Annotated in this window: 27 protein-coding genes, 2 tRNA genes and 1 pseudogene; 14 read left to right on the top strand and 16 right to left on the bottom strand. The window is 63.8% G+C overall.

Going from position 1 to position 25,345, the window contains the following annotated elements; all coding sequences use genetic code 11:
* Positions 1 to 2: 2 nt before the first annotated feature.
* The 5 genes from WDJ57_RS11660 to WDJ57_RS11640 form a co-directional block, all read right to left on the bottom strand.
* Positions 3 to 1,310 carry an ABC transporter substrate-binding protein gene (locus tag WDJ57_RS11660; RefSeq protein ID WP_338900990.1) on the bottom strand — a complete coding sequence of 436 codons (1,308 nt, stop codon included), beginning with the start codon at positions 1,308 to 1,310 and terminating at the stop codon, positions 3 to 5.
* Between the two features lie 119 nt (positions 1,311 to 1,429).
* On the bottom strand, positions 1,430 to 1,900 hold the full coding sequence (locus tag WDJ57_RS11655) for a YbaK/EbsC family protein (RefSeq protein WP_338900989.1): 471 nt from the start codon (positions 1,898 to 1,900) through the stop codon (positions 1,430 to 1,432).
* A gap of 507 nt (positions 1,901 to 2,407) precedes the next feature.
* A tRNA-Arg gene (locus tag WDJ57_RS11650) sits at positions 2,408 to 2,509 on the bottom strand.
* 41 nt (positions 2,510 to 2,550) lie between these two features.
* Entirely contained in the window at positions 2,551 to 3,636 is a 1,086-nt protein-coding gene (locus tag WDJ57_RS11645) for a DUF373 family protein (RefSeq protein ID WP_338900988.1), read from the bottom strand.
* Positions 3,637 to 3,688: 52 nt separating this feature from the next.
* Positions 3,689 to 4,234, bottom strand: a complete 546-nt coding sequence (locus WDJ57_RS11640) for a DUF1684 domain-containing protein (protein ID WP_338900987.1) — start codon at positions 4,232 to 4,234, stop codon at positions 3,689 to 3,691.
* Between the two features lie 245 nt (positions 4,235 to 4,479).
* Between WDJ57_RS11640 and WDJ57_RS11635 the strand changes: the two genes are divergently transcribed.
* Entirely contained in the window at positions 4,480 to 5,895 is a 1,416-nt protein-coding gene (locus tag WDJ57_RS11635; RefSeq protein WP_338900986.1) for an FAD-dependent oxidoreductase, read from the top strand.
* Positions 5,896 to 5,908: 13 nt separating this feature from the next.
* Here WDJ57_RS11635 and WDJ57_RS11630 read toward each other — a convergent pair whose 3' ends face one another.
* On the bottom strand, positions 5,909 to 6,139 hold the full coding sequence (locus WDJ57_RS11630) for a hypothetical protein (protein WP_338900985.1): 231 nt from the start codon (positions 6,137 to 6,139) through the stop codon (positions 5,909 to 5,911).
* 139 nt (positions 6,140 to 6,278) lie between these two features.
* On the opposite strand from WDJ57_RS11630, the gene WDJ57_RS11625 reads away from it, so the two are divergent.
* The 5 genes from WDJ57_RS11625 (at position 6,279) to WDJ57_RS11605 (ending at position 10,196) form a co-directional block, all read left to right on the top strand.
* Positions 6,279 to 7,313, top strand: a complete 1,035-nt coding sequence (locus tag WDJ57_RS11625) for a radical SAM protein (protein WP_338900984.1) — start codon at positions 6,279 to 6,281, stop codon at positions 7,311 to 7,313.
* Positions 7,314 to 7,393: 80 nt separating this feature from the next.
* Positions 7,394 to 8,254 (top strand): hypothetical protein, encoded by an 861-nt coding sequence (locus WDJ57_RS11620; protein ID WP_338900983.1) that lies wholly within the window; start codon positions 7,394 to 7,396, stop codon positions 8,252 to 8,254.
* Between the two features lie 42 nt (positions 8,255 to 8,296).
* Positions 8,297 to 8,596, top strand: coding sequence for a hypothetical protein (locus WDJ57_RS11615; RefSeq protein ID WP_338900982.1), 300 nt, complete (start codon positions 8,297 to 8,299; stop codon positions 8,594 to 8,596).
* 190 nt (positions 8,597 to 8,786) lie between these two features.
* Positions 8,787 to 9,239 carry a TRAM domain-containing protein gene (locus WDJ57_RS11610; protein WP_338900981.1) on the top strand — a complete coding sequence of 151 codons (453 nt, stop codon included), beginning with the start codon at positions 8,787 to 8,789 and terminating at the stop codon, positions 9,237 to 9,239.
* A 168-nt stretch (positions 9,240 to 9,407) separates the two neighbouring features.
* On the top strand, positions 9,408 to 10,196 hold the full coding sequence (locus WDJ57_RS11605) for an SDR family oxidoreductase (RefSeq protein WP_338900980.1): 789 nt from the start codon (positions 9,408 to 9,410) through the stop codon (positions 10,194 to 10,196).
* Between the two features lie 2 nt (positions 10,197 to 10,198).
* Here WDJ57_RS11605 and WDJ57_RS11600 read toward each other — a convergent pair whose 3' ends face one another.
* From WDJ57_RS11600 to WDJ57_RS11590, 3 genes are all read right to left on the bottom strand, one after another.
* Positions 10,199 to 11,890, bottom strand: coding sequence for a histidine kinase N-terminal 7TM domain-containing protein (locus tag WDJ57_RS11600; RefSeq protein WP_338900979.1), 1,692 nt, complete (start codon positions 11,888 to 11,890; stop codon positions 10,199 to 10,201).
* 73 nt (positions 11,891 to 11,963) lie between these two features.
* On the bottom strand, positions 11,964 to 12,578 hold the full coding sequence (locus tag WDJ57_RS11595) for a rubrerythrin family protein (protein WP_338900978.1): 615 nt from the start codon (positions 12,576 to 12,578) through the stop codon (positions 11,964 to 11,966).
* A gap of 183 nt (positions 12,579 to 12,761) precedes the next feature.
* Positions 12,762 to 13,625: a sulfurtransferase gene (locus WDJ57_RS11590; RefSeq protein ID WP_338900977.1), complete on the bottom strand. Its 864-nt coding sequence runs from the start codon at positions 13,623 to 13,625 to the stop codon at positions 12,762 to 12,764.
* A 251-nt stretch (positions 13,626 to 13,876) separates the two neighbouring features.
* Here WDJ57_RS11590 and WDJ57_RS11585 point away from each other — a divergent pair, with 251 nt between their 5' ends.
* The gene (locus WDJ57_RS11585; protein WP_338900976.1) at positions 13,877 to 14,677 is read left to right on the top strand and encodes a sulfurtransferase; all 801 of its coding nucleotides are present in this window, start codon (positions 13,877 to 13,879) and stop codon (positions 14,675 to 14,677) included.
* Between the two features lie 337 nt (positions 14,678 to 15,014).
* Here WDJ57_RS11585 and WDJ57_RS11580 read toward each other — a convergent pair whose 3' ends face one another.
* Complete coding sequence (locus WDJ57_RS11580; protein ID WP_338900975.1) at positions 15,015 to 16,019, bottom strand: AI-2E family transporter; 1,005 nt, start codon at positions 16,017 to 16,019, stop codon at positions 15,015 to 15,017.
* A 125-nt stretch (positions 16,020 to 16,144) separates the two neighbouring features.
* Between WDJ57_RS11580 and WDJ57_RS11575 the strand changes: the two genes are divergently transcribed.
* Positions 16,145 to 16,217: transfer RNA gene (locus WDJ57_RS11575), tRNA-Pro, on the top strand.
* Between the two features lie 175 nt (positions 16,218 to 16,392).
* On the opposite strand, the gene WDJ57_RS11570 is transcribed toward WDJ57_RS11575, so the two are convergent.
* Positions 16,393 to 16,719: a hypothetical protein gene (locus tag WDJ57_RS11570; protein ID WP_338900974.1), complete on the bottom strand. Its 327-nt coding sequence runs from the start codon at positions 16,717 to 16,719 to the stop codon at positions 16,393 to 16,395.
* Positions 16,720 to 17,049: 330 nt separating this feature from the next.
* Here WDJ57_RS11570 and WDJ57_RS11565 point away from each other — a divergent pair, with 330 nt between their 5' ends.
* Positions 17,050 to 17,244: a hypothetical protein gene (locus WDJ57_RS11565; RefSeq protein WP_338900973.1), complete on the top strand. Its 195-nt coding sequence runs from the start codon at positions 17,050 to 17,052 to the stop codon at positions 17,242 to 17,244.
* Positions 17,245 to 17,450: 206 nt separating this feature from the next.
* On the opposite strand, the gene WDJ57_RS11560 is transcribed toward WDJ57_RS11565, so the two are convergent.
* Entirely contained in the window at positions 17,451 to 18,107 is a 657-nt protein-coding gene (locus tag WDJ57_RS11560) for a helix-turn-helix domain-containing protein (RefSeq protein WP_380629797.1), read from the bottom strand.
* A gap of 192 nt (positions 18,108 to 18,299) precedes the next feature.
* Here WDJ57_RS11560 and WDJ57_RS11555 point away from each other — a divergent pair, with 192 nt between their 5' ends.
* The 4 genes from WDJ57_RS11555 to WDJ57_RS21630 all read left to right on the top strand — a co-directional run bounded on the left by WDJ57_RS11555 (position 18,300) and on the right by WDJ57_RS21630 (position 20,320).
* A complete protein-coding gene (locus WDJ57_RS11555) occupies positions 18,300 to 18,941 on the top strand; it encodes a helix-turn-helix domain-containing protein (protein WP_338900971.1) in 642 nt (213 codons plus the stop codon).
* A 118-nt stretch (positions 18,942 to 19,059) separates the two neighbouring features.
* Positions 19,060 to 19,704, top strand: a complete 645-nt coding sequence (locus tag WDJ57_RS11550; protein ID WP_338900970.1) for a helix-turn-helix domain-containing protein — start codon at positions 19,060 to 19,062, stop codon at positions 19,702 to 19,704.
* 185 nt (positions 19,705 to 19,889) lie between these two features.
* Positions 19,890 to 20,138 (top strand): HalOD1 output domain-containing protein, encoded by a 249-nt coding sequence (locus WDJ57_RS11545; protein WP_338900969.1) that lies wholly within the window; start codon positions 19,890 to 19,892, stop codon positions 20,136 to 20,138.
* Positions 20,135 to 20,320 (top strand): hypothetical protein, encoded by a 186-nt coding sequence (locus WDJ57_RS21630; protein ID WP_380629800.1) that lies wholly within the window; start codon positions 20,135 to 20,137, stop codon positions 20,318 to 20,320. The genes WDJ57_RS11545 and WDJ57_RS21630 overlap by 4 nt, the downstream gene beginning before the upstream one ends.
* Positions 20,321 to 20,353: 33 nt before the next feature.
* Here WDJ57_RS21630 and WDJ57_RS21625 read toward each other — a convergent pair.
* Together WDJ57_RS21625 and WDJ57_RS11535 are read right to left on the bottom strand one after the other, a co-directional pair.
* Positions 20,354 to 20,683 (bottom strand): annotated as a pseudogene (locus tag WDJ57_RS21625) (transposase); the annotation flags it as partial.
* Positions 20,684 to 21,047: 364 nt separating this feature from the next.
* Positions 21,048 to 22,892 (bottom strand): multicopper oxidase family protein, encoded by a 1,845-nt coding sequence (locus WDJ57_RS11535; RefSeq protein WP_338900967.1) that lies wholly within the window; start codon positions 22,890 to 22,892, stop codon positions 21,048 to 21,050.
* A gap of 445 nt (positions 22,893 to 23,337) precedes the next feature.
* Between WDJ57_RS11535 and WDJ57_RS11530 the strand changes: the two genes are divergently transcribed.
* Positions 23,338 to 23,844: a hypothetical protein gene (locus tag WDJ57_RS11530; protein WP_338900966.1), complete on the top strand. Its 507-nt coding sequence runs from the start codon at positions 23,338 to 23,340 to the stop codon at positions 23,842 to 23,844.
* A 473-nt stretch (positions 23,845 to 24,317) separates the two neighbouring features.
* On the opposite strand, the gene WDJ57_RS11525 is transcribed toward WDJ57_RS11530, so the two are convergent.
* Complete coding sequence (locus WDJ57_RS11525; protein WP_338900965.1) at positions 24,318 to 24,647, bottom strand: hypothetical protein; 330 nt, start codon at positions 24,645 to 24,647, stop codon at positions 24,318 to 24,320.
* Entirely contained in the window at positions 24,644 to 25,099 is a 456-nt protein-coding gene (locus WDJ57_RS11520) for a hypothetical protein (RefSeq protein WP_338900964.1), read from the bottom strand. Before WDJ57_RS11520 ends, WDJ57_RS11525 begins: the two co-directional genes overlap by 4 nt.
* Positions 25,100 to 25,345 lie beyond the last annotated feature (246 nt).

The raw sequence follows: 25,345 nt of genomic DNA, 5'->3' as shown, positions 1-25,345 counted from the left end.
GGTTACGGGGTGATGCTCTCGATGCTCTCCAGTCCGCTGTCGGTGAACTGGAAGTAGTCGTAGGCGGCACTCGCCAGGTCACCCGCGTCGTCGAACGCGATGGGACCGGAGACGCCCTGGTAGTTGATGGCCTCGCCGCTGGCGGCCATCTCTATGCCCTCGACGAGGTTGCTCGGCGTCACTTCCGTCCCGTCGTCCTGCGCGACCGCCCGCATGTTCTCGGAGACGGCGGTCCCGTCGTTCTCTCCCGCTGCGGCGTTTGCCAGCACGAGCACCGCCGCCGCGTCGTAGGCCTGCCGGACGAACGGCTGGCCGGCCGGGTCGGCGTCGTAGGTGCTCTGGTACTGCTCGTTGAAGAAGTCCACACCGGGACCCTCGCCCAGCGGTGCGGTCCCGCGGACGTTGCTCATGTCCCGACCCACGTTGCCCGGGAGGTCGGAGGACTGCAGGCCGTCCGAGACGAGCACGTCCTGGCTGGCGTCGTAGTTGGAGTAGAAGTCCCGGAAGATCTGGACGCCGCTGTCCGGGTAGCCGACGATGAGCAGGACGCCGGGGTCGTCGCCCAGCGCCTGCTGGAGTTGGCTGGTGTACGACGACTGTCCCTTCGAGAACGACACGGAGGCCGTGACGGTCCCGTCGTACTCGCTCTCGAAGGAGTTGACGAACCCCTGCGAGAGCCCGTTGCCGTAGGCGTTGTTGAGATACAGCGTCGCGGCGGAGTCGTGGCCCAGCCGCTCGGAGGCCACCTGCGCGAGCACTGCGCCCTGCAGCGCGTCCGTCGGTGGCGTCCGGAAGAACAGGTCGTTGTCGTCGAGCGTCGAGAAGTCGGGTGCGGTACTCGCCGGCGAGCACATCGTGACGCCGTTGGGAATCGCGACCTGGTTCGCCGACTGCAGGCTCACCTCGGAGCTGAGCGCCCCACAGACCATCGGATAGCCGGCGTTGACGAGCGCGTTCCCGTTCTGGACGCCCTGGTTCGGGCTGGTCGCCGTGTCCTCGAACTGCGTGTCGACGCTAAAGTCCGTGTCGGCGTCGTTGACCTGCTGTGGCACCAGTTGCGCCGCGTTGCGAATCGGCGGACCGAGCTGTTGCAGGTCGCCCGTGACGCCCATCAACAGCCCCATCTTGATTGTGCGACCGCCGCTGCCGCCGCCACTGCCACCGTCACCGCCGTCGCCGCCGTCGCCGCCGTCACCGCCATCGCCACCGTCGCTGCCGTCGCCACCGTCGCCGCTACAACCTGCCAATGCGAGGACACCTGCTGCCCCGATACTGCTGATGACCTCGCGCCGTCGTAGGTGTTTTGCCATACCGCGTGTACGTAGCTCACAATAGAAGATAAAACCTGCTGTGCCCGCAGTCTTCGCTTCTGCGCCCGACCTATCAACCGGGGAACGTTAATTGTCCGCCCACCTCGCCCGCCGTCCGCTCACTCGGCGACGGCCGCCGGGGTCGCGTCGGCCAGGTCGACCAGCACGTCGGGGTCGATGGGAAACACGGTCTGGGGGGTGCCGCCGGCGGCCCACACCTCGTCGTGGGACAGCAGCGTCTCGTCGATGTAGACGGGAATGTCCCGCTCGTGGCAAAACGGCGGCACGCCGCCGATGCCGTAGCCCGTCGCCGCCCGGACCGTCTCGGGGTCGGCCATCTCCGCGCCGTCGGCACCGACGACGTCGGCCAGTCGCTCCTCGCTGACGCGGTTGGCCCCGCTCGTGACGACCATCACGGGCTCCCCGTCGGCGACGAACACCAGCCCGCTGGCTATCTGGGCCACGTCGCAGCCGACGACTGCCGCGGCGTCGGCGGCGGTCTTCGTCCCCTCGTCGAACTCGTGGACGTTGACGTCGAATCCGTACTCCTCGCTGGCCTCCGCGGCGAACTCCTGCGCTCGGGGATGCATGTCCGGGCCGACGCACCGGTTCGACAAAAACGTCCTGCTGCGGGCCTGCGGCGGTGAGCTTCCCGACAGCGGGCTCGGTCCGGGTTGCTCGCCCCCGGAGGCCGCTCCGCTGCTGGGTCCTGGCCTTGCAGTCCCCTGCTTGCCGCTCTCCAGTGGTGCCACAGCACGGCAGAAGAGATGTCCACCGGTGCATACAATCAGTCTGCTACGGTAGAGACTGGTAGTTCTCGAAGCACTTCGAGGGGGTGGGGGGATTGGGGGGTGCCGTGCCTCTGTGAGAGTACGGCACGTCTGACTAATACTGTCATTGGCAAAAAACTATCTATAATCTGGTAGTATTACTGGATAAATTATTCTTCATGGAAAATGAAACATACGGGACTCGTCGCAGAAGCGGGCACGTAGGGGATTTTCACCCGATGTCAGACCTCACTTCGCTCGGTCTGCCGTGGTTCGAATCCCACCGTGCAGCGTTTCGGCACGCTGCATTGTCGTTCAACGGCTTCACGGGCACGGTGGGATTTGAACCCACGACCGTCGGATGACTTCCCCCATCAGGGCCGTGGGGATAGAAGTCCGACGCTCTGGTCCGGACTGAGCTACGTGCCCTCACCCGGGAGTTGTTCCAGAGGGGCAAAAATCAGGTGGAATCACGCGGCGTCCGTTCGCCGCTCGGACCACGACTCCACGACTGCAAAGGAGAGCGTACTCGCCAGCCCCAGCAGCGTCCCGCCGGTCAGCATGATGGCGAGGTACTCCAGGCTCGCTTCGCCGAGGAAGAAGGCGCTCACGCCGTGCAGGACGGCGGCGATGGAGAGCACGTAGAAGGGCGCGTTGAGATAGCCCCACTCGAACTCCCCGGCGAGGTACTCCTCGGTGACGCGGCCGAGGCTGCTGGTGATGCCGGCCGCGGCGAACCACTGGATGGAGCCGTAGACCAGCGCCGCCAGCGTGTCGACGACGCCGACCGGTGCGGGTGCGGCCGTCTGGGTCCGCTCCAGCATCTCGACGCCGCTGACGCCGCCGATTATCATCAGCGCCGCGGCGGCGACGTAGGTGATGAGCGTCACGCGGCCGGTGAAAAGCGCCGCGCGGACGCGGGCGACGGTGCTGTCCAGCGTCTCCTCCAGACCGAACCCGCGAGCGAGGACGTACAGCCCGAGCAGTGCCGAGACGACGCCGAAGACAGTCCCCGGAAAGCCCAGCAGGTCAGCGAGAATCGTCAGCGGGTAGATGAGCAACAGGATACCGAGCGGCACCAGCAGCGTGCCGCGGGTCTCGGGGTCGTCCAGCACCTGTTTGATGGTGTAGTACATCGATTCGAGGTCCTGTGCCTGCCGGACGACGACGCGGCGGACGCCGTCGATGGGCACCCGCGAGCGGATGACGGGGACGACAGACTCGTCCTGTGCGCCGTCCGTGACGACGAGCGCGCGCACGTCCTCGCCGGTCGCTAACTGGGCGAGTACGCGGTCGACCTCCTCGCCGACGGCGCGGTTCGCGGCCACGTCGCTGCCGTCGACGCCGGTGACCGCCGCGACCTCGACGGTCTCGTCGATGATACTGTCCGCGAGGTGGCACCCCTCGAACAGGACGTTCACGTCGCTGTCCTCGGGGTCGGCGGTGGCGAGTTCGACCGCGGCCGCCTCCACGGCGTCGCGGCCGACGACGGGGGTCTCGACGTCGGTCTTCCGACCGAGGTCGTCGTCGAGGTCCACACACAGCACCAGCAGCATTATCCACGGCTATGCCAGCCGTCTTTATCTGCTTTCGGGCGGCGGGGTAGCGTCAGTGGCCGACGCCGTCGTAGTCCTTCTCGCCGGCCTCGATCGCCACCTCCAGCCAGTTCTCCGTCGGCGGGAGCGGACACTCGTAGCGGTCCGAGTACGCGCAGGTCGGGTTGTACGCCTCGTTGAAGTCGAGTATCCACTCCCCGTCCGCCGTCCGGTGGTGCTCGGGTTCGAGGTCGATGTACCGCCCCGCGCCGTAGGTCTCCTCGCCGCTGGTCGCGTCCCTGAAGGGCACCCACAGGCGGTCCTCGTCGGCGTCGGACCTGTACGCGACCAGGCTCACGTCCTCGCCGTCGACGGTGAACGTGAACTCGCCCCACGCCAGGTACTCCTGCTCGCCGTCGGTGCTCGTTCCGACGACGACCGGCTCCGGCTCGTCGTACTCCTGCAGCGACAGTTCGTACCGGTACGACTCGTCTATCGGGTAGTAGTTCAGCCCGTCGAACGCCTCCCGTTCGTCCGGCGGGAGCGGCGACCGGGGGTCCCCGCCGAAGTACTGCTCTTTCCGCTCGCGCTGGCGCGCTATCTCCTCTTTCCAGGACATTTCTACCACCAGTTTTGCGCTAGACACACAAAACTGCATCGTCGTTCCCTGCATCTCTATCCGCACGAGTTCCGCTTGCCCCGCCTATACCGGTTTCGAGCGTCTCCAACCGAGTTTTTGCCGGGTGCTGTCGGTCTGGCTGCCAGTTTACGGAGCGCTGACTTCGGGACTGACCGACTCACTGCCGGAGATAGTATTGTATGGCTAGCAATATACTTTAGTAGCCGCTCGCCGAAGAATCAGACATGACAGACCCAGTGGTCGTCGTCGGCGGTGACGCAGCGGGGATGAGCGCCGCGAGCAAGTTCAAGCGCGACGCGCCCGGCCGGGAGGTCGTCGTCTTCGAGAAGGGCGAGTGGGTCTCCTACGGGGCCTGCGGCCTGCCCTACTACGTCAAGGGCGAGGTAGAGACGCTGGAGGACCTGGTGTCGGTACCGGCCGAGGCCTTCCGCGAGGAGCGAGACGTCGACCTCCGGACCGGTCACGAGGTGACGGCCATCGACCGCGACGCCCGCACCGTCACCGTCGAGGGTCCCGAGGGCACGTTCGAGCAGGCCTACAGCGACCTCCTGATTGCGACCGGTGCCCACGCCCTCACACCCCCGCTCGACGGGATGGACCTCGACGGCGTGTTCACGCTGCACGATATGAACGACGCGCCGCGCATCCGGCAGTTCCTCGGGATGGACACCCCCACGGCGTCGCTCCCGGACCTGGGCTACGGCGAGGCCGCCGCGGCGTACGCGGAACTGGAAGCGCCGGACGCCGTCGCCATCATCGGCGGCGGCTACATCGGTATCGAGATGGCCGAAGCCTTCGCCGAGCACGACCTCCAGGTTCACCTCTTCGAGATGCTGCCGCACACGCTCCAGCCGTTCGGGCCGGAAGCCGCCGCCGTCGTCGAGGAACACCTCCGCGAGCAGGGCGTCGAGGTCCACCTCGACACGGCCGTCGACGGCTTCCTCGGTGAGGACGCGGTCTCGGCGGTCGCTGCCGGCGACCTGGAAGTCGACGTCGACCTGGCGCTGGTCGGGGCTGGCGTCGCACCGAACACCGACTTCGCGGAGGCGGCGGGCATCGAACTCGGCGAGACTGGCGCTATCGCGACCGACGAGTACGGCCGGACGAACGACGAACACGTCTACGCGGCCGGCGACTGCGCCGAGGCGACCCACGTCGTGACCGGCGACCCCGACCACGTGCCGCTCGCGCTGACCGCCAACCGCGCCGGCCGCGCCATCGGCGCGACGCTTGCGGGCGACCCCACGCCGGTCGGGGAAATCGCGGGCACGGCCGTTCTGAAGGCCTTCGACCTCGAAGTCGCCCGGACGGGCATCATCGACGAGGAGCGCGCCCGCGAGGCCGGCTTCGACCCGGTCAGCGTCACCATCGACGCCGAGTCCCGCGCCCACTACTACCCCGGCGGGCAGGAAATCCAGATTCACCTCGTCGGTGACCGCGACAGCGGCCGCGTCCTCGGCGCCAGCATGGTCGGCCGCGAGGGCGTCGCCAAGCGCATCGACACCGTGGCGACGGCGCTCCACGCGGAGATGACTGTCGACCAGCTATCGTACCTCGACCTCGCGTACGCGCCCCCGTTCAGCCCGGTCTGGGACCCGGTGCTGACCGCGGGGAAGGTCCTTGCGGGCAAACTCGACTGAGGACCCTCCTCTTTCACTCCGGCGGCGCGTCGATGCCGTCCAGAATCAGGTAGTGCCAGACCGCGGCGAGGACCGCCCAGGTGGCGAAGAAGGCCGTCACCGTCACAGCCCCCCAGAAGAGGTCCGGCCGGGCGAGTCGCGTCCCCAGCAGGTACTCGCTCAGCAGGACTGCCACGAGCGGCATCGCGAGCGCGACCCGCCGCCAGGTGGCGAATCGCCGTCTATGATACTCCGGACCTGCCATCGTTCGTGACCAGACTCCGAACGACAGTAATCCTTCCCCGGTTCTGTGCGCCGCTTGCACGCCGGGCTCGACTGGCCAGTCGGGCGGCCACTCCGTTCCGCACGGCTTTTGACGCTCGATGGTGTAACGGTGGTACCGAATGATTTCCAAGGGCTGTGAACAGTGCGCGAAAGGCGGCAAGATGGTCATCTTCGTCTACGGCTACTGCGACCAGCGCGACTGCTTCTACTGCCCGCTCGGCGAGAACCGCAAGAACGTCACCGACGTCTACGCCAACGAGCGCGAGGTCGAGCGCGACCAGGACATAATCGACGAGGCCCGTCGGATGGACGCGCTCGGTTCGTCCATCACCGGCGGCGAACCCCAGGAGGTTCTAGAGCGGACCTGCCGGTACATCTCACTGCTGAAAGAGGAGTTCGGCGAGGACCACCACGTCCACCTCTACACCGGCATCACCGGCGGTCGCGAGAACATGCGCCGCCTGGCCGAGGCCGGCCTCGACGAGATACGCTTTCACCCACCGTTCGAGCAGTGGGGTGACCTCCACGGCACGGAGTGGGAGGACATCCTCTACGTCGCCCGCGAGGAGGGCATCACGCCCGCCTTCGAGATTCCGGGCATCCGCGCCGAGGAGGAGTTCCTGGACTTCCTCGACGAGGGCGCTGCGGACTTTTGCAACATCAACGAGTTCGAGATGAGCCAGGGGAACTTCCGCCGGATGCAGGAGGAAGGCTACGAACTCCGCGAGGGCCACATGAGTGCCGTCGAAGGCAGCCACGACATCCTGGAGACGATGGGCGACCACGAGCAGGTCTACTTCTGCACCTCGGTGTTCAAGGACGCCGCCCAGCACCGCAACCGCCTGAAGCGGATGGCGAAGAACGTCCGCCGCCCGTTCGACGAAATTACCGACGACGGCACTATCGTCTACGGGAAGACCTGGGTCGACTCCGCCCGCTTCGCGGACCTGGGCGTCCCCGAGGAGTACTACACGGCAAAGAGCGACCACGTCGAACTCGCCTGGTGGCTGCTGGAGGAGATGGTCGAGGAGGGCGACCTGCCGAAGGGGGAAATCGTCGAGCAGTACCCGACGGTCGAGGGAACGGTCGTGGAACGGACGCCGGTCGTGGGAACCGAGTCTGCAGGGGCAGACGAGTCGGCGTCGGCCGACTAGTCCGGGGCCGAGCGTCCGTGGCTCAAAGAGCGACTTGTCCATTCTGAAAACACTTACCGCCCGTCCCGGTAGCGGTGGTCATGCACCGACGCACGTTTCTGACCGCGGCTGCCACCGGATTCGCTGCGACTGCCGGCTGTCTCGGCGAGAGCGACCCCGGTGCGAACACCGACGGAACCGGCGACGACGCGACGGACACGCCGACGCCCGACCCGACTGCGACGCCGACGCAGGAACCGGCGTCCGTCGAGCGCGTCTCCCTGGCGGGACTCCAGCCGGCGCGGATAGCACTCGGTACCCCCGACTCTATCGGCGTCTTCGGGGAGTCGGCCGGGCAGTCGCTCTTTATCTCTGTGCAGACCGGCTCCGAGAACCCGCCGGCGCGCTCGGACTTCGCGTTCGAACTCGACGGGAAGACGCACACGCCGGTGGCGAAGACGCGGCGGCTCTGGCGACGCTCCGAGTCGGAGTTCGGTGCGGAGTACTCGCCGTCCGGCGGCTGGCTGCTGTTCGACCTTCCCGCGACTGCCGACGACCCGGACTCGGCACGCCTGCGCTGGCCGGGCGGTTCCTGGCAGCCCGACCCGGCAGTCCGGACGCGACTCGCCAGCCAGAATCCGACGTTCGACGTGTCGGTCACGGCACCCGAGACGGTCCCGGTCGGTGAGACGCCGGAGGCGACTGTCGCGTTCGAGAACACCAGCGACGTCGCGGGCACGTTCGTGCTGGCCGTCAACCGGGTCGGGCCGTACATCGCGTACGCGCCGGAGGCGGCGGTCAGGAACCTTCTCGAACCGGGGGCGAGCGGGTCGGTGACCGTCACGCCCTCCTTCTTCGACGAGTCGGAGATAGCGGCGGGGGATACGACACAGCTGAAATTCGACTGGTACGGCGGCGAGACCAGCCGGGAGATAGCGTTCGTCGCTCCCGACGCCGAGTGACTCCCGCAACGGTTGTATCGGTGGCCGCCGTACGTCCGCCCGATGTACCTTTCCCACCCTGTCCGGCGCATCCGCGACGACCCGGCCGAGGACGAGACGGTCACGCTGCGCATCACTGCCGTGGACGACGATAGCGCTGACGCCCTCGCGGACAGGCTGGACGACATCGGCGTCGTGGAGAAGCGACTGCGCTTCGCGGGTATCCGGATGACGCTGCCCCAGGAGCGAGTCGACGACGTTTGTGCCCTCGACGGCATCGAATCCATCGAGACGGGGAACACGTTCACCCTCGACCCCGACGGGGCCGGAGAGGACGTGGAGTACGACAGTACGTGCCGGTAGGGGGACGGAGCATCCGCGCGAGCAGGGCGAGCGCGGTTCCCTGACCGCGAGGCCTGTGGCCGAGCGGTCAGCCTTTTTCGCCCACGTTTTTCGAGGAGCGGTTCCCGCAGCGAACGGAGTGAGCGAGGAAACCCGACGAAGAAAAAGGTGGAGGGAAAGCGTTTAATCTGCCGCCTGACTACTCCGTCGCATGTCCGACTGTCCACTCGCCGACGAGTGCCCCAGTTTCTCCGAACGAATCGAGGGTATGGGGTGTCAGCACTACGGCGACCGGGGCGGCAAGGAGTGGTGCAACCACTACAGCCAGCCCATCGAAGACCTCAAATCGCAGCCGGTCAAGGTCGGCGAGGAACTGGAGGTCACCGTCGAGGACATCCACGAGAGCGGCGCGGGCGTCGGTCGCACCGAGGACGGTTTCATCGTCATGATAGACGGCGTCCTGCCGCCGGCCCGTTCGCTGGTGAAGGTGACGAAGGTCCACTCGAACCACGCCCGCGCGGAGGAAATCGAACGGCTCGAACTCGACGAGGAGGAGGGAGACGACGACGCAGACGACGCCGAGGCGGAGGACGAGGTCGACGACGGGGAGGACGAGGACGAGGGGCCACGTCTCGGCAGCCGGGACAACTTCTGGGGCAGCTAGGCTACCGCCACTGCTCGTACTTTTCGCGGACAGTCTCTACCGGGGACGCGGATAGATTTCGTCTAAAGCCACTGGTCCGGTCACAGAGCAGGCCGTTCGGCGCTGGCCGTCGGACGGACGACGGCCCGGTCCCAAGCCGGTAAACCGCTCGGCGTCGTTGTCCCACTCATGGACCTCGACCTCGACGACGCCGACGCACTGTGTACTGCCGCCAGCAGCGGTCTCGGCCTCGCCAGCGCCGAGGCACTCGCCCGCGAGGGGGCGAACGTCGCCGTCTGTGGCCGGACCGAAGCACACCTCGACGACGCTCGCGAGACGCTGCGGGCGGCCGGTACCGGAGACGTCCTGGCGGTACAGGCCGACATCACCGACCCCGACCACGTCGCGGCCTTCGTCGAGCAGACGGCCGAGGAGTTCGGCGGCATCGACCACGTCGTCACGAGCGCCGGCGGCCCGCCGAGCGGCCCCTTCGAGGACATCGCCGACCGCGACTGGTACCAGGCCTACGACATGCTCGTGATGAGCGCCGTCTGGACGCTCCGCGAGGCAGCACCGCATCTCCGCGCGTCCGATGCCGGCTCCGTTACCGCCATCACCTCCCGCTCTGTCCGGGAGGTGCTGGACGGGCTGTTGCTCTCGAACGCCGTTCGCCGGGCCGTCGTCGGCCTCGTCAAGACTGTCTCACACGAGATGGCACCGGACATCCGCGCCAACGCCGTCCTGCCTGGCGCACACGAGACGGGCCGCATCGAGGACCTCATCGAGGCGGCCGTCGAGCGCGGCGAGTTCCCGGACTACGAGGCCGGCTACCGCGACTGGGCCGCGGACGTGCCCCTCGAACGCATCGGCGACCCCGAGGAACTCGGCGACGTGGTGGCGTTCCTGGCGAGTCCCCGCGCCAGCTACGTCAACGGTGCGGCGCTGGCCGTCGACGGCGGGTCGCTCCGGAGCGTCTGATATCAGGCCGGCATCTGCTCGCGGACGCGCTCGACGTTGCTGAACTCGAAGCGGGCCCCGCCGGCCCAGCTCTCGGTAATGCGCACGTTCCACCCGTGAGCCTGCGCTATCTCGTCGACGATAGCGAGGCCGAACCCCGTCCCGTCGTCCGCGCTGGTGTGGCCGGCGTCGAAGACGGCGTCGCGCTCGTCCTCGGGGATACCGGGGCCGTCGTCGGCGACGTAGTACCCGTCGTCCGTCGACCCGACGCGCACCGTCACCGACCGGGTGGTTCGCCCGACGGCGTCGGCCAGTTCTGCCGCCGGGGACGCGTGTTCCACGGCGTTGCGAAAGAGGTTCTCGAACACCTGGCGCAGGCGACCCTCGTCGGCGACGATGGTGACGTTCGCGTCCGTCTCCAGCGTCGCCTCGCCGGTGTCGACGTGGGCCCAGGCCTGGGTCGCGACGTCAGTGAGTGCGACAGGGGTGGTTTCGTCGAGGTCCCGCCCGTGGCGTGCGAGGTCGAGCACGTCGTCGATGAGCTGGTGCATCCGCTCGTGGGCGTCCTCGACGTCCTCCAGGTGCGAGAGGTCGCCGGTCTCCTTCGCGAGGCTCGTCCGGCCGGCGGCGACGTTCAGCGGGTTGCGCAGGTCGTGGGAGATGATGCTGGCGAACTGGTCGAGTTGCTCGTTCTGGCGTTCGAGTTCGCGGCGCTGGCGCTCGCGCTCGGTCACGTCGTGCAACAGGACGACCCGGCCGAGGCGGTCCCCCCGCTGGTCCTCGACCGCCGAGACCGTCACCTCGAAGTCGCGCTTGCCCGCGGGGGTCGAAACCCCCACTATGGCCCCGTCAGCGTCGGCCTCGATGGCGGCCTGCAGCGCGGGGTAGTCCCCCAGGATGCTGTCGATGAGCGTCCCGATAGCCGGGCTGTCGCCGTCGATGACCGGCTCGAACGCCGTGTTGTAGTCGATGATGCGTCCCTGCTGGTCGACGACGACCATCGCGTCGTCGATGGTGTCGACCACCATGTCGCGGGCGACCGGTACGACGTCCATGAACCCAGCCCACCGGATGGACATGAACAGGGCGACGCCGGTGACGCTGAACGCCAGCGGCGTCACGTCGACGGTCAGGAAGTCGAACAGGTACAGCGCGTTGGCGAAAATCGGCACGAAGACGCCGGTCAGCAGGGCGGCGAACTGCCAGACGTACAGCCCCCGGGTCTGGAGTGCCGTCCGAAACAGCAACCCGGTCGTCACCGCGACGAGCAGATAGGAGTACGCCGCGTGCGCCAGGAACGCCGGGCCGGCGGTCGCTACCCCGCCGCTGCCGACCATCTCCCGGACGAGCGCGCCGCCTGTTGGGTCGTACACCAGCAGCCCGAGCAGCAGGCCGGGCTCGATTGCGAGTGCCGCCACGGTCCGTCGCGTGAGCAGGTCGCCGCGGCCGATGAACTCCAGGCCGAACAGGACGTAGCCGTTGACGACGACGACCATCCCCGCGTACAGGGCCTTGTTCAGGAGGAGGTCGAGTTCGGGACTCGCCGACAGTTGCGTCGCGAGGTCACAGCCGCTCCACAGCGCTGCACCGACCAGTAGCCAGACCAGCGGGACCGCACCCGCCTGCTCGCGGTTGCGCCACGTCGCCCACGCCGCCAGCAGCGTCGCGACGACCGACCCCAGCAGCGCGAGGACGTACCAGTCGGTGATGTCCACTGTCACCTTCTATGCAACTCATTACTCTTAACAATGTTCTTCTGCTGTCAATTACTCCACCGCCCCCGAAACCTCAGCAGACGGGTTTGGGATTGACGCCCAGCGACTCCAGCGTCTCGAAGTACTCGTCGTAGGCCGCCTCGACTGCGCCAGTGGCCGCTTCCTGTGCAGTTCCCCAGTCGTCGTCGCCGTCGCAGTACTCGTCGAGCGCCGCCAGCGCCGCCTCGCGGGTCGCTTCGTAGTCGTCGCCGAACCCGCGGAAGAGACTCGCCGTCCGGGGGTCTGCCTGGCCGGTGAAAAACCCGGAGGACTGGCTGGCCTTCTCCTCGATGGCCAGTGTCCAGCCGACGAGCGCTCCGAGTCGCTCGACTGTTGACTCTTGCCCACGAAGGAAATCGACGATAGCCGGCGTCTCACCGGGGTCGTAGTCGTCGAGTTTCCCCGTGATGTCCTCGGCGTGGCCGCGCTCGCGCTCGGCGGCGTCGGCGAACGTCTCGCCCGCGGGCCCGTCGCTCCAGTCCTCGAAGGTTTCGGCTGCGCCGGTCGCGTCGTCCGCCGCCGCGGTCAACACGGGGTCGGCCTCCATCTCGCCCTCGGTGTCGGCGTACAGGGACTTCGAGGAGCCCAGCCGGGAGAGTTCTGTCTTGGTTTCGCTTCGCACTGCGTCGACGAACTCGCTTGCGTCCATGTCTCACGTGTGGCCTGCCGAGGGCTTGTAACCATCGCCCTCCCGGTGCTCGGTGTCGAAAACAGGCGTCGCTGGTCGAGCGGCGCGGCGAAAAATGCGGTCGTATCTGTCTCCTCAGTCGCCCTTCTCTGCGGGTCGGCTTCGCCTCCCCGCGTCGATTCGAGGCCGTCTCCTTCCCTTCGGTCAGTCGTCGGCCTCGCCCTTCTCTATCGGCGCGCCGACCAGGTTACCCCACTCGGTCCAGGACCCGTCGTAGTTGATGGTGTCGTCGTAGCCCAGCAGTTCGTGCAGTGCGAACCAGGCGACCGACGAGCGCTCGCCGATGCGGCAGTAGGCGACGGTGGTGCCCTCGCCGTCGATGCCTTCCTCGGCGTAGAGGTCGCGGATTTCGTCGGCGGTCTTGAAGGTGCCGTCGTCGTTGGTGACGGCGGCCCAGGAGATGTTCTTCGCGCCGGGGATGTGCCCGCCGCGCTGGGCGGTCTCCTGCAGACCCGGGGGCGCGAGAATCTCGCCGGAGAACTCCTCGGGGGAGCGGACGTCGACCAGCGGGAGGCCGCGGTCGATGGCGTTCTCGACGTCCTCGCGGTAGGCGCGGATGGACTCGCGCGGGCCGGAGGCGTCGTACTCGACTTCGGAGAACTCGGGGACCTCGTCGGTCAGCGGATAGTCGTTCTCGACCCAGTAGTCGCGGCCGCCGTCGAGCAGGCGGACGTCGTCGTGGCCGTAGTACTTGAACTGCCAGTAGGTGTAGGCAGCGAACCAGTTGGCGTTGTCACCGTACAGGACGACGGTGGAGTCCTCGGTGATACCGTGGCTGCCGAGCAGGTCCTCGAAGTCCTCCTTCGAGAGGATGTCCCGCGTCGTCTGGTCCTGGAGCTGTGTCTCCCAGTTGAACCCGATAGCGCCGGGCGCGTGGCTCTCCTCGTACAGTTCTGTGTCGACGTCGACCTCTACCAGTCGGTGGCTCGGGTCGTCGCTCTGGAAGTCGTCGAGATGGTTCTCGACCCAGTCAGCGGAGACGAGAACGTCCTTCGCGTAATCAGTCATAGTACACCCCAATATACGCCCACATCACCTATAGTACTACGACTCTCGGCAGGTCCCGCCCCTCCTCACCTCTCCCGGCAGAATCTGCCCCTTCTCGCGTGCCGCTCTGAGAGACGGTCCCGGTCCGGGGCCACTGTCTCGCTCAGTGCGACGTGCTACGCGGTGGCATTTCGACCTGACACAATTGTTGCCGCTATCTTCGACCGACTGAGACGGACATATTCAAGCGCTTCGCGGCTCAAAGCCCGTCAATGAGTGACATCGTGGTCCCGGCGTCGTGGGTAGTCGACCGCCTCGACGACCTGCGGGTCGTGGACGTTCGCGACCCCTGGGAGTACGACGGCATCGGACACGTCCCCGGCGCGGTGAACATCCCCTTCGACGCGTTCCGCGCCGACGAACACGCTGCCGACGGCGAGGGCGGAGGGGAGGGTATGCTCCCCGGCGAGGACGTCTTCGCCGACCTGCTTGGTGAGGCGGGCATCGCACGCGAGGACGACGTCGTGGCCTACGACGACCACCACGGCGTCTTCGCCGCGCGCTTTCTCGTCACCGCGGAACTGTACGGGCACCCCACCGACCGACTCCACCTGCTCGACGGCGACTTCAGCGCCTGGCAGCGCGACCACGAGACGAACGGCGACGCCCCCGACGTCGAACCGACGACCTACGACATCCGGGCCCCGTCCGAGACGCCGCTGGTCGACGCCGACGCCGTGGCGGCGGCCATCGACGACCCGGACACCGTCATCGTCGACACGCGCGAGGACTGGGAGTTCGAGGAGTCCCACATCCCCGGCGCGGTCGCGGTGGACTGGCGCGAACTCGTCGACGACGAGACCCGCGGGCTGAAATCCCGAGAAGACATCGAGGCCATCCTCGCCGACGCCGGCATCACCCCCGACAAGCGCGTGCTGCTGTACTGCAACACGGCCCGGCGCATCAGCCACACCTACGTCGTCCTTCGCCATCTCGGCTACTCGGACCTCGCCTTCTACGAGGGGAGTCTCACCGAGTGGGAGGCCGCCGGCCGCCCGGTCGAGTCGGCGTGATAGCTTCTCGGAGAGCGTGTCGTAGAACTCTCCTCGTCCTCCTCGAAGTGGCCGAAACGATGGCGACAGTATCGAGATACAGCACGCTGGGCAGCATGCATATGGACACCTTGGTGGACAATGCATCACATCCTTTGAAGTACGGACTCACCACGTACATGGATGCCAAGCACCTCTCACGCTGTGCGCATCCCGCAAGAAGTCGGGTAAATCCGTTGCCCGGCTTTGACTTGGACAGCCAGCACACCCTATCAATCAAAATACTGATGAACAAACACCCTTGGAGAGACTTCTCTGACATGCTCTCCAGTAGCGAAAGGTAGCATCAGCGGCGGCGTTAGGTCAGCTCTTGCTGGACGGTCGCCGCCTCGGCCGTCAAAAGTGACACCGCCTCGGCCAGCAGCGCCACGACGACCGGGCCGGCGACAAGTCCGACGACGCCGACCGAGAGGATGCCGCCGGTGAACCCCACGAAGTAGAGGCTGCCGGGCATCCCCGTCGTCAGCCGGGCCAGCCGCGGCCGGATGAGTGCGTCCGGCAGGAACCCGATGACCACCATCCCGACGACGAAGATGACGACCGCTCCCGTCACGTCGCCGGCGATTATCTGGACGCCGCTGAGTACCGCGATGACGACGCTCGGGCCGAGAATCGGAATGAACTGCAGGACGCCACAGATGACTGCCAGCGCGAACGCCGACTCGTAGCCGAGCAGCAGGAACACCGCCAGCCCGATGACGAAGGTCCCGAAGGCGACGGCGGCCTGCAGGACGTAAATCGCGTACAGAATCGAGCGCGTCCGCTCGTGGAAGGCCAGCACGATGTTGTGATGGCGCTCGGGCACCGGCCGGAGCAGCCCCTCGCGAATCCCCTCGGGCCGCAACAGCAGGGCGTACACGACGAGCGTAAACAGGAACAGCTTCAGCGCCACCACGGGCAACAGCTGGATACCCGTGACTGCGACCCGGCCCGAGGCCGCCTGTGCCGCCGCCAGCACCGACCCGATGTCGACGGTGTAGCTGAACTCCCCCACCGAGAGCACCAGCGACTGGGGCAACTGCCGGAGGAACTCGAACAGTTCCCCCCGGCGGAAGTACAGCGCACTGAACAGGGGGGCCGCGAGCAACACGCCGACGAAAAACGCCGTCGCCGTGCTCAGCAGTGCCGCCAGCCGCCCGCTCGCGCCGTGGGTGACGAGTCGCTTCCGGAGCGGATACATGATGTACGCGATGGTGATGGCGAAAAAGACCGTCGGCAGCACCTCCCACAGCAGGAACGCTGTGAGCACTGTCACAGCCCCGAAGAGCACGCCCAGCACAGTCTGTCGCCGCCACTCCAGCACAGGCGTGGACTCTCACCGCACCGGGTAAATGTTTGTGCCCTCGCTGCCGTCACGCCGCGCCCGCCCTGCGACCGGCCCCGGCGCAACGAAACGCTTTACTCTGCGCCGGATGGATGTTCGGACACGGGATCGTGGGTTAGCCTGGTATACTTCGGGCCTTGGGTGCCCGTAACCCCGGTTCAAATCCGGGCGATCCCATTCACTTAAAAGCAAAAACGGAATATTTTGCTGGTTTTTGCGGTCGTCCACTCACTCATCTGTAGACCGCGGGAGGTTCGGGCACCGGAATATGCTACGTGGTGTTGATGCGTAACCATGCAGACGAGTTGCCTGCCGACTGGATATAAGTCGAATCGGGGACTGCTAACGGGGGTTACAGAACCCGCAGTCGGTAGCCTTCGAGGGCGGTCTCATCGGTAATTCGTCCAGCCTCGGAGGCCGCGTCGAGCAGTTCGCTGACGAAATCCTTGGGTACCTCGACGCCGATGAAGTCACTCCCGTCCCGCCCCGTGGTTAGCCGTGCCATCGTCCGCTCGGTGCCGTCGTCGTTGTAGATACTCCCGACGCGCTCCTCATCTCGGATGAATCGAAGGGTGACGTCGGTCGGTTCGATGGTGTCGAAGCTCACCTCAAACACACGATCGTCACCTTCGACCCGCGCAAGCATGAGTCCGTCCAATTCGGCTATCGTCGTCTCCATGCTTCCACTACGGCTTCGACGCGTTTAGGAATCAGGCCAAGCGGTCACGCACACCCCTCTCTGGAATGCCACCCCTCCAGCCCACCCAACACCGACGATCAATCGTTCCACTCTCTCAGAGGAGTCGAACAAACGACCGATGAGTGCGAGACACGCGCTGTGTAGCAGTATCTCAAGGAACTACCATAGACACTCAGATCATTGGGCGGGTAGGTGAGTTCGAAACTGATGCTAATTATCTCATATAGCACACTTTTGTCACTCGTCGACGTCGTGCGACCCGACACACGCCAGGATATCTTGTTCTAATCCACCACCGACAAACTGAACATGACCCGCGTCAGCCTCGTAGTCAATTACCCCGGCATCCGCCAGTTTCGGGAGATGAGTATGATGAAGTACGATCCGGACGCGTTGGCGATGCTCGTCGGATACCCCCTCGGTATTTTCGTCTTCAACCCTGTCTGCAACGCGGTCTACGAGCGCATCGTATTCCAATGTCCTATCAGCAGCGTTGTTCAGTGAACGAACAACAGCGCGTCGGTGTTCGTCCGCTACTGCCGACAGGAGTCTATCGGGCGAAATCAACCGCTCTCGTTCCGCAGATCTGGAGAAATTGTCGATATTCCGCAGACCCGGTTCCTCTCGCTCCACGTTCTCATCCATACTCACACAACAGCGCTCCAACTGCCTGGCTCTATTCCATGGTGCACAATGGAAATCGTTGGTTCTTACGCCTCTGTCTCGGGGGTCAGGAGTGCATGTCGAACGAACCCACCGACGGCACGACGCAGGCGCTCAGTCACTGCTTGATCAGAAATCCCGAGTTCGTCCGCGAGCTCCTCGGTCGTGCAGCCTCGTGGAATGTCGTAGTATCCCATCTGAACGGCAAGCATAAGCGCTTCTCGTTGTGGCTCGCTCAAGCCGTACCACGGACCAATCCCGGGATCCGTGGGATTGTATAGCCTGATAATTTCCGGGGATATGTGCGCGTCCTCACAACAGGTTTGAAACCGGCTCAGGCCCTCGCGGTCAGGGAATCGTATCTCGAAATCCCATCCTTCTGTTGTTCCAGTCGCGCTCAATATTTGCCCCTCGTTGACCAGGATGCACTGAAAGAAATAATCCTGGCTCGCATCCCAATCAAGTCTGAACAGGGTCCGATCTTCGAATACGTCTACCTCGGTTACGCTGTTGACAGTTGGGTAGCGTTGGACGGCTTCGAGAAACTCGTCTCCGACAGGTTCGTAGACCCAAAAGAGTGGCACGGTAGCGTCCCCACTCGGGACGAGCGTTTCGAGTTCGATAGCCGAGGCCTCCTCTAAACTGAGAATCTGCCCGAGTTCGAAATCATCGGGAGATAATCGAACCTCCATTAACACACTCATGCTCTTTTGTTAGGCTAGGTTGCTCTGGGTCCTACAAAAGAGGGAGACATGGTGCACCATGCCCGGACAGTATTCTAACGGCACGACCCGCTCGCAGAACACACCTGCTCATCTGCGTTGGATGATGGATGGTATTTATAAAAACATGGCTCACCATGCTTACTTAGGTATCCCCGGCATATTCTCTCTTACATGGCGACTGAAATGGAATTCACAATTCCAGTAAACGAATTTCCGTTGGGAAGTGTCTTCGAGAACTTGCCGGGAGTGACGGTCGAACTGGAGCGGTTGATTCCACACGAGACGCTCACTATCCCGTACTTCTGGGTGCGTGGTGCGTCCTCTACCGACATGGAAGCTTCCTTTGATCCACATGCTGGCGTGACGGACATCCGATTGGTTGATAACGTCGAGAACGAGTATCTCATGCGTGCAGAGTGGGTGCGAGAATACGATGGGGTATTGAGTGCGTTAGCAGAGACTAATCTAACCGTTCTCTCTGGGGTTGGAACGGACGATGGGTGGCGATTCGAAGTCCGGGGAGACAGTCAAGAAGCAGTTGCCGCGTTTCGAACATGCTGCCAGGAAAATGATATTTCAGCTAACATCTCCACAGTTCACGCGTTGCTCCCGATACAGGGAGATAGCTACAAGTTGACCGAAACCCAGCGCGAAGCGCTGGTATTGGCGCACGAGCGTGGGTACTATGACTCCCCACGCGAGGCATCGCTTGAAGAGATTGCAGCCGAGCTCGGCATCACCCAGCAGTCGCTTTCTTCCCGTCTCCGGCGGGGGTATCGACGTCTCGTCGGTGAGACGCTCATCAGTTCGTAGGAGCGTATCAGTCTTTGAGAATGCCGATAATCGACGGATAGATCGCCATGCCGAACGTCGCGTTTTCCATGGTACACCACCCACGCCAATTATCGGCCTGTCGGACGAAGACTTCCACATGGCGACCGTAATGGAGTTTACGAGCCCGGCAAAGGAGTTCCCGCTGGGGAGTATCTTCGAGAACTTGCCGGGAGTGACGGTCGAACTGGAGCGGCTGATTCCACACGAGACGTTGATCATCCCGTACTTCTGGGTGCGTGGCGTGGACACCGAGGACATCGAAGCGGCGTTCGAACCACGCGAGGGCGTGACGGACATCCGACTGGTCGATAGCGTCGAGAACGAGTATCTCATGCGTGCCCAGTGGGAGCAAGCGTACTTTGGCGTCCTGAGTGCCCTGGCCAAGGCCAACGTCGTCGTGCTCTCGGGGCTCGGAACGAAAGACGAGTGGCGATTCGAGGTGCGCGGCGAGAGTCAGGAGGCAATCGCTGAGTTTCGAGAGTACTGCCAGGAAAACGATATCTCGATAGAGATCACCGCCGTCCACGCAATGCTTCCGATCCAGGGGGAGGGCTACGAGTTGACCGAAACGCAGCGCGAGGCGCTGGTGCTGGCCTACGAGCGTGGCTACTTCGACACCCCGCGCAAGGCGTCGCTCGAAGAGATCGCTGACGAACTCGGTATCACCCAGCAATCGCTTTCGTCACGACTCAGGCGTGGGCATCGACGTCTCATTGGAGCGACGCTCGTCAGTTTGCCGTGATCGTTCTGGCGGGCCCATCTTTTAAACCTACTGTATAATCAGTATCCCTACTAAACCGACTCAGGCCGGTAGAATAGGTACATATGGATGCTGTGGTGTCTGGAGTCGGAGTAGAATCAGTCAAGTATCATCAGGACTCTGCGACTGTTCGGACCCAGTTTGACCAGGAGAAGACCCCCGCAAGTATGGCTGTAATCGCAACGCTGGCGGAAGTGATGGACGCTGATCCGGTTGAACTGGATCCGCTCCATTCTACGGTTGACCCAGACGCGTTGGATGCGCTCGTCCGCGTTCGCACCGGGACGGACGGAGATATCCACGTTACGTTCACGCACGAGGACCACGAGATAACTGTGTACAGCTACGGTGTGGTCACGATCACGTCCGGCGATGAACCAACAGCGGAGCAATCCGGGAGGAACGCGGGAAGATGACGTCTGAGGAGAACCCAGTCGCGTCGAAAGCGGAATTGAACGCGGAGCTAAAAGCACTCCTTATCAGGTCCTACGAGAATGGAATCGATGTGGAAGGCGCGTTCGAATGCCGGAATGGAGTCGACCATCCTGACTGGGACGTGATCGTCACCGAAGTCCAAAAGAACGAACCTTCGGAGTGACCAACTGGGAGAGAACTCGGGTCGGTAGCAATTGAAGTAGTAGCCGTCCTGTTTCAGGCGGTTGCCGGGGTACAGGTCGGCGTTCTCGGTGCTGTATGCGACCGCCGCGAAGTTACAGATGCCGAGGTCAATACCTGCCGTCTCCTCGCCGGGTGCGTTGGGTGTCTTGATTTCGTCTTTGCAGACGAGATGCAGTTCCCATCGCTGCTTCGCTTGGTCGTAGACTGCCCTGACTTGTTGCAAGTTCTCGACCGTGACGCCGGGACGGGGTTCGTATTCGACAAGGATGTATTCCCACGCTTTCGGGTGTTCCTTGTGATTTGCGCCCTTCGAGAGTCGGACTCGGTTATTCTTGGCGTCGTGTCCCGACGGGTCGACAGGTTCAGATTCGTGGTGTCTCGATACTCCACCTCGAAGCGGGACTCATCTGTGAACACAGGTTCTACACGAATATGGACGAAGTGGCTGCGCAGCTCGGACTGACGTTCCCACAGCTACTCGGCCAACTCCCGACGCTCCTGGTCGGGAAAGTGCGGTTATCCCTCTCTCGGTAACTGATCTCTGTTTCGGCCACCTCGGTACTGTCAGCCATTGAGCAATCGAAGAACGCTCTGCGGCATACACAGCCCATCTCTTGCACGTACCTCCGTTCAAACTTGGATTGGATACGAGGAAAATTTCGAGCCGCTTTCGGGAGACAAAAAAGCCCCGATTCGACGAATGGCCTTTACTCCGGTGACACCACCTCGTAGGGAAGCATCATCTCCTGGTCCTCGTGTTCGAGGATGTGGCAGTGCCAGGGATACAGTCCGGTGTAGCCGGTGAAGTCGGGCTTGATGCGGATCACCTCCTGCGGGTTGACCAGCACCGTATCCTTGTGGAAACGGTTGTTCGGATTCGGCAGCGTAGGCGCTCCAGAGAGCGTCACGTAGTCAGAGATGTCTGGCCTGGTGGGAGTCTCGCCGTCGATGAAGGCCTGGGCAGCATCCTGGTACCCCGCTTCGTCGTCCCAGGTGAAGCTCTCCCGCTCAAGCACTTCGAAGTCGACGAGGTGCAGGTGAATCGGGTGGGAATCACCCGTGGTGTTGTACAGCTCCCAGACTTCGGAGGTCCCTAGCGTCGGGTTCACGATCGCGTCGTCATCCTCCCACAGTGAGAGGTCGAGGAAGTGGCTGTCTAGTTCGTCACCCTCGAAATCGCCTTCCTCGACCGTGAACACCGCGCTGTCGAGCGTGAACGTCCGGGTGATTCCGGACGGGTTCGTCTCCGGTTCCTGGTACTTCCTGTTGATGCCATTCAGGAACCCGTCGAGATTGACATTGTTACCCCGGTTGGAGGTTGAGTCGGTGACGCGAATCTGAAGCATCTCACCGATTGAGTCGAGGTCTGGTCCGCTGTTCTCGCCTGCGTAGGGGAACTCGGCGTTGTTTTTCACTGTGAACGTCGTTCCCTCGTAGCCACTGAAGTCGACGATCACGTCTGCACGTTCCGCACCGGAGAGGAGCATCGACTCGATAGGGCCCTCGGGGCCGACCGTACCGCCAGGACCCACCTCGACAACTTCGTCGAGGAAGCCGAGGTCCACGCCGATCTGTTGCATCAATGGGACGTCGCTGTACGAGTCCGTGTCCTCGTTGTAGAACCGCAGGTTGAACGTCCGGTTGTTCGACCCGTTGAGGAGGCGGAACCGGTACGGCCTGGGTTCGACTTCGAGGTACGGATACACCTTGCCGTTGACAACCGGGATGTCGCCAGCGAATTCCGCCTCGTAGTCGTCGTCGTCCCCCGGTGGATAGAACAGTGACCCATCGTCGTTGAACGTCCGATCCTGAAAGAGGATTGGGATCTCGTACTGCCCGTTTGGGAGTGCATTCTCCATCGGATCCCGGAGCAGGTAGAAGCCCGCCAGACCGGCGTAGACGTTGAGGCGCGTGATGCCGAGCGCGTGGTCGTGGTACCACAGCGTCCCCGGTTTCTGGTCGTTTGGGTACTCCTTGGGGTTATTATATGGAACTTCGCTGTCCGGGACGCTTTCGATATCCCCGGCGGTCTGGCCACCCGACGAGATCCACGCCTCCGGGTACCCGTCGTCCTCCGGGGCGACCACCCCGCCGTGGAGGTGGGTAACCGTCCGGACGGCGGGTGCGCCCTGACCCGCACCGTGGACCCGTTCGTCGACGCTCAACAGGTGGTCCGAGGGAAGGTTGTTGACGTATTCGACTTCGACGGGACGTCCGGGCCGTGCCTCGATGGTCGATGCGGGATACGTCCCTTCGTACCCCCAAAGGGTCGTGTCCTTCTCCAGGGAACTGGGGAGTACGGTCTGCGTGAATTCGGTCAGTTCGATCTCGTAACGGTCGGTCCGACCCTTCCGGCTGGCTGGCGTCAATACTCCCGGCCGCGGAAGCGGATCTTCCCATTTGTGGTCTCCGAGCGCCAGCGGCGTGTTGCCAGTGACGGCTGCAACTTGTCCCGCGGTCCAGGGCGATGCTGCGGCGAGGCCGGCAACCCCGGCTGCTTTGAGAACTGTCCGTCGATTCAGGTAGCGTGATTGCTTTCGTTCGTCACTCATAGTTGTGGATTGTTTCCTGTTACGTTGAGGGGAGAACAACGGAAGCGACCCGCCGTGTAACAGGGTATTCACAACTGACGATACGCTCTGTATCTTGTAATGAACATTTTAACCTTGATCACAAACCAGGTAGCGTCGATTTAACAAAACTCACCCAGCCACGTGTATTCCCGATATCGCGTACTTCGTGCAGACACCTCATCTACGCGCTGCATACATCCTCTGAATCGGTCACGCCAGAACTGACAGACACTGAGTGGGTAGAGGAGAGACTGCTGCATACACAGCGCATATCGGTCACCGTGCGGTGTCGAAATCAGTGCTGCTCGAATCGGTAGAGACAGAGTGTGTGTGCAGTACGAGGAAGACGTTCTGGAGATACCTTCCACCGAAGTAGCCTGCTTTGAGCATAAGATATTCAACCCGGTCGCTAATGGACCAGTTTGTGAAACGCCGGACGTATCTCAAAGGGCTCGCCGCAGCATCGCTCGGGACGGGCGGCGGCTGTCTGTCAAAGGCGGGCGGCCCGTCGGACGCCGTCCGGTTGGGTTGGTACAATGTCGGCAATTTCGATACCGAGAGTCACCGGTTTGGATTGCGGATAGAGCGTGACGGGGAACAGGTGCATCACTCCTCGCACGTGGTGCAGGGACGAACCGATCCCGACTCGGCAAGTGAACACGCCACTATCTACGGCGCTACTGCTAGGTGTACGTGGGACGATACAGCCGGCGACTACACCGTAGCTGTCCGTGTAGATGGTGGTCAGTGGGTGACAAACTCCCTCACGGCGAGCGACTCAGAGACGGACTGTACCGTGGCCAGGGCTGAATATGACAATGCGAACCTGGCACCAGATGAGTTTGCATTCTGGACAGATTCCTGTGCGAACGTCAGGCGATACACCGGCGGATGTGAGTTTGCCGAAACCACGGTAACGCCGACAAATTGAGCCGCGGGCCCAAGGACAATTCTGTAGACTTTAAGCAACTGTTGAACCCCCAACACGGGTTCTATCGGTCGTCAGGACCAGCCTGCTGTGCGCGATACGCACACGCTCTCGACCAGCTGATTCATCGGAATCGGTGTGAAACCAACGATGGCTGGCTGCTGACTACCTCCTCTGAATCGGTCACGCCAGAATTGACAGGCTCCGAGTAGGTAGAGGAGAGACTGCTGCATACACAGCGCGTATCTCGCACCGTACTTCGATCGTGACCGCGAAGCGCCGTCACCGGGTCCAGGAGGTGTGCCGGTTCGGCGACGGAGGCAGCGCCTCTTGGCCTCGAATACGAAGCAGCTTCGAGCGAGGCCACCCTCGCCGAGTCCCGTGGATCGATTGCTCGCGGGGAGGAGACTCTGAGCGTCGACCCACTTGCAGTCAGACTCGGAGGATACTACTCTCCATCGCCGTTCCCGTCCGAGCTACCACCATCGGTAACCCCCGACGATGTCCGTGAATTGTTTTCCCCCTGCCTCGAAGCCATCGGTGGAGACGACCGGCCAGCTGTGGACACCGGCGGCAACGGCGACATCGGTCCCGCCGTCGTGCGCGTGTTCGACCCGGGCGATGTGGACGGCCACGCCCCACGGCCCGGCGTCGTCGTTGACCACGCCCAGGAAACTCCGCAGGTCGGTTTCCTCATCGAGGATGGTGGTGCCGTCCGGCGAGTCCTCGATGAACTGCGTTCCGTCGGGGTTGTCCGAGGCCGGTGTCGGGCCCGAGAGCCACTCGACGTCGTCGGCATCAGTCACGCCCGCCTCTTTGAGCAACCCGCGGGCCTGCTCGCTGGTGAGCAGGTCTCGAAGCCCATGTCAGCGATGGGGTTGACCGACTGCCCGGCCACCTCTCCCGCCGGCGTCGACAGCACCCCCAGCCCGTAGGTCAAGCCGCCGATCCGGGTAGAGACGCCCGATTCGTAAACATCGTCGAGGAACGACTGATCCTCGGGGTGAAGATTGGTGGAGGCGGGCGCAGCCACCAGGAATGGATTTGTGCTCCCACTCGATCGTACGAACGAGTCGCCCTCCTCGATCCGCTCGCCGGGCATCTCCTCGGCTGACAGGCCGAACAGCTCTTCGGTGGAGTGCTCGCCGAGCAGTACCACCACCTTGCCCTCCAAGAGGAAGTCGGGGCGCGGGACGGGATACTCTCTCGCGGGCATCCACTCCTTCAACCGGTCGTACTTCCGCCCTAAATCGTACACCAACCCCGGGAAGAACTCCTTCGCGTCGACGAGGTACGCTCCGTTCGTTGCGTTTTTTGGTCCAGATTCTTCCTCAATTCGGGGGATGTCTCCGGTGGGTACATCAACCCCATCCCACCGACCTTTGGTTTGTCAAGCCACAGTCCACTGGGGGCCACGAGGCTGACCCGGTCGCCGGAGAATTGGTATACGTTCTCCCCGAGGTCGAGAGCCACCTCGTCGACGCCGATATCGCTGGCGGCCGCT

This window comes from Salinibaculum sp. SYNS191, assembly GCF_037338445.1.
GTDB lineage: Archaea > Halobacteriota > Halobacteria > Halobacteriales > Haloarculaceae > Salinibaculum > Salinibaculum marinum.
The sequence above is the reverse complement of the archived record's forward strand: the minus strand, read 5'-3'. Positions and strand labels throughout refer to the sequence as shown.